Below are 2,220 nucleotides of genomic sequence, written 5' to 3' on the forward strand. Positions count from 1 at the left end.
ACGTTCGCGGTGGAGCGGGCGGTGGAGCTGCGGCCGGGGCGTACGGAGGCGGTGGTGGTCAAGGACGCGGGCGACGACCCGGACGTCACGCACGGCTCGCACCTCACGGCGACGGTCGGCTGGCGGGAGCGGCCGGGGCTGGAGCTGCACGGCGGCGTGGGGGTCGGGGTGGTGACGAAGCCGGGGCTGGGCCTGGAGCTGGGCGGCCCGGCGATCAACCCCGTACCGCGGCGGATGATCACGCAGGCGGTGGCGGAGGTCGTGGACCTGGGGCGGCGGGGACTGGACGTGACGATCAGCGTGCCGGACGGCGAGCGGCGGGCGCGCAAGACGACGAACGCGCGGCTGGGGATCCTCGGCGGCATCTCCATCCTCGGCACGACGGGGATCGTCCGGCCGTTCTCGACGGCGTCGTGGCGGGCGAGCGTGGAGCAGGCGGTGTCGGTGGCGGCGGCGCAGGGCGAGACGGCGGTGGTGCTGTGCACGGGCGGCCGGACGGAGCGCGGGGCGATGGAGCTGCTGCCGGGCCTGCCGGCGGTGTGCTTCGTGGAGGTGGGGGACTTCACGGGGGCGGCGCTGCGGCGGGCGGTGGCGCAGGGGGTGGAGCGGGTGGTGTTCGTGGGCATGGTCGGGAAGCTGACGAAGCTGGCGGCGGGGGTGCTGATGACGCACTACACGCGCTCGAAGGTGGACCCGGAGGTGCTGGCGGAGATCACCCGCGCGGCGGGCGGCTCGGAGGACGTGGCGGCGGAGGTGGCGGTCGCGAACACGGGGCGGCACGCGTACGAGTTGTGGGAGGCGGCGGGTCTGCTGCCGGCGGCGGGACGGGAGTTGTGCGGCCGGGTGGCGGAGGTACTGGAGCGCTTCACGGACCGGCGGGTCGCGGCGGAGGCAGCGATGGTGGACTTCACGGGGCGGGTGCTGGTGGCGCGGAGCGACGGGGAGCTGCTGCGGTGATCACGGTCATAGGCTGCGGCACGGGCTCGCCTCCGGCGCGGATCGAGGACGCGGACCTGGTGGTGGGCGCGGCACGGCATCTGGCGGCGGCGGAACTGCCGCCCGGCGCGGAGTGCGTGGCGCTGGGGCCACTGGGCCCGGCACTGGACCGGATCGCGGCGTACCTGGAGGCAACCGAACCGCGGGCTGCCGCTGAGCCGGAGCAGGGGGATGGGCTGCGGGCGCAGCCCTGTGGGGAGTTGCGGGCGGAGCCCCGGGAGGACTCCGGGCAGGAGCCCCACGGGGCTTATGAGCCGCGGCGAGAGGCAGGGTCTGGGGACGGAGCCGCCGTCGAGGACCTGGGAACCCGACCCGGAGGCGGCCGAGGGGCGCAGCCCCCGGCAGGGCTCGGGGCGCAGCCCCGCGAGGAGTTCGAGGACACCGCCCCCGGCGACGACCCGGGAGCCCGACCCCGAGGGGGTCGAGGGGCGCAGCCCCCGGCAGGGCTCGGGGCGCAGCCCCGTGGGGGATTCGGGGGCGGAGCCCCCGGTGGGGGGCTCGGGGGCGGAGCCCCTGAGTTTCGGGAAGGGGCGGGGACGGGGAAAACGCCCCGTCGGCCCGTGCGCGTTGCGGTGCTCGCTTCCGGGGATCCCGGGTTCTTCGGGGTCGTTCGTGTTCTCGCCGACCGCTTCGGGCCCCGGCGTCTCGACGTCCGGCCCGCCGCCCCCTCCCTCGCCGTCGCCTTCGCCCGCGTCGGGCTCCCCTGGGACGACGCCGCCGTCGTCAGCGCCCACGGCCGCGACCTCCGTACCGCCGTCAACGTCTGCCGCGCCCACCCCAAGGCCGCCGTCCTCACCGGACCCGGCGCCGGACCCGCCGAACTCGGTGCCGCGCTCGCCGCCTCCGGCGTGCCCCGTACTCTCGTCGTCGCCACCGCCCTCGGGTCCGCCGGCGAGGACGTCGTACGCCTCTCCCCCGCCGAAGCCGCCGCCCGCCCCTGGCCCGCCGGTGCCATCAACGTCAACGTCGTGCTCTGCCTCGACGAACGCCCCGGCCGCGTCCTCGCCCCCGCGCAGCGCACCCTCGCCGGTCCCGGCCCGTATCCGAGGACCCGCCGCCCCGGCGACGGCTGGGCGCTGCCTGAGGCGGACTTCGAGCACCGCGCCGGCATGGTCACCAAGTACGAGGTCCGCGCCCTCGCCCTGGCCCGGCTCGCGCCCCGCCTCGGCGACCTGGTGTGGGACGTGGGCGCCGGGTCCGGGTCTGTCGCGGTGGAGTGCGCGC

The 2,220-nt window shown here is 77.0% G+C and carries 2 protein-coding genes; both read left to right on the forward strand.

The window, feature by feature from the left end; all coding sequences use genetic code 11:
- Positions 1 to 957: cobalt-precorrin-5B (C(1))-methyltransferase (locus H5J30_RS28470; protein WP_181790158.1), on the forward strand; the 957-nt coding region annotated here is incomplete at its 5' end.
- A 599-nt stretch (positions 958 to 1,556) separates the two neighbouring features.
- A partial coding sequence (gene cbiE / locus H5J30_RS28475; protein ID WP_309505655.1) for a precorrin-6y C5,15-methyltransferase (decarboxylating) subunit CbiE occupies positions 1,557 to 2,220 on the forward strand: 664 nt, incomplete at its 3' end.

Origin of the sequence: Streptomyces phytophilus (genome assembly GCF_013870535.1) — a bacterium.
Lineage (GTDB): Bacteria > Actinomycetota > Actinomycetes > Streptomycetales > Streptomycetaceae > Streptomyces > Streptomyces phytophilus.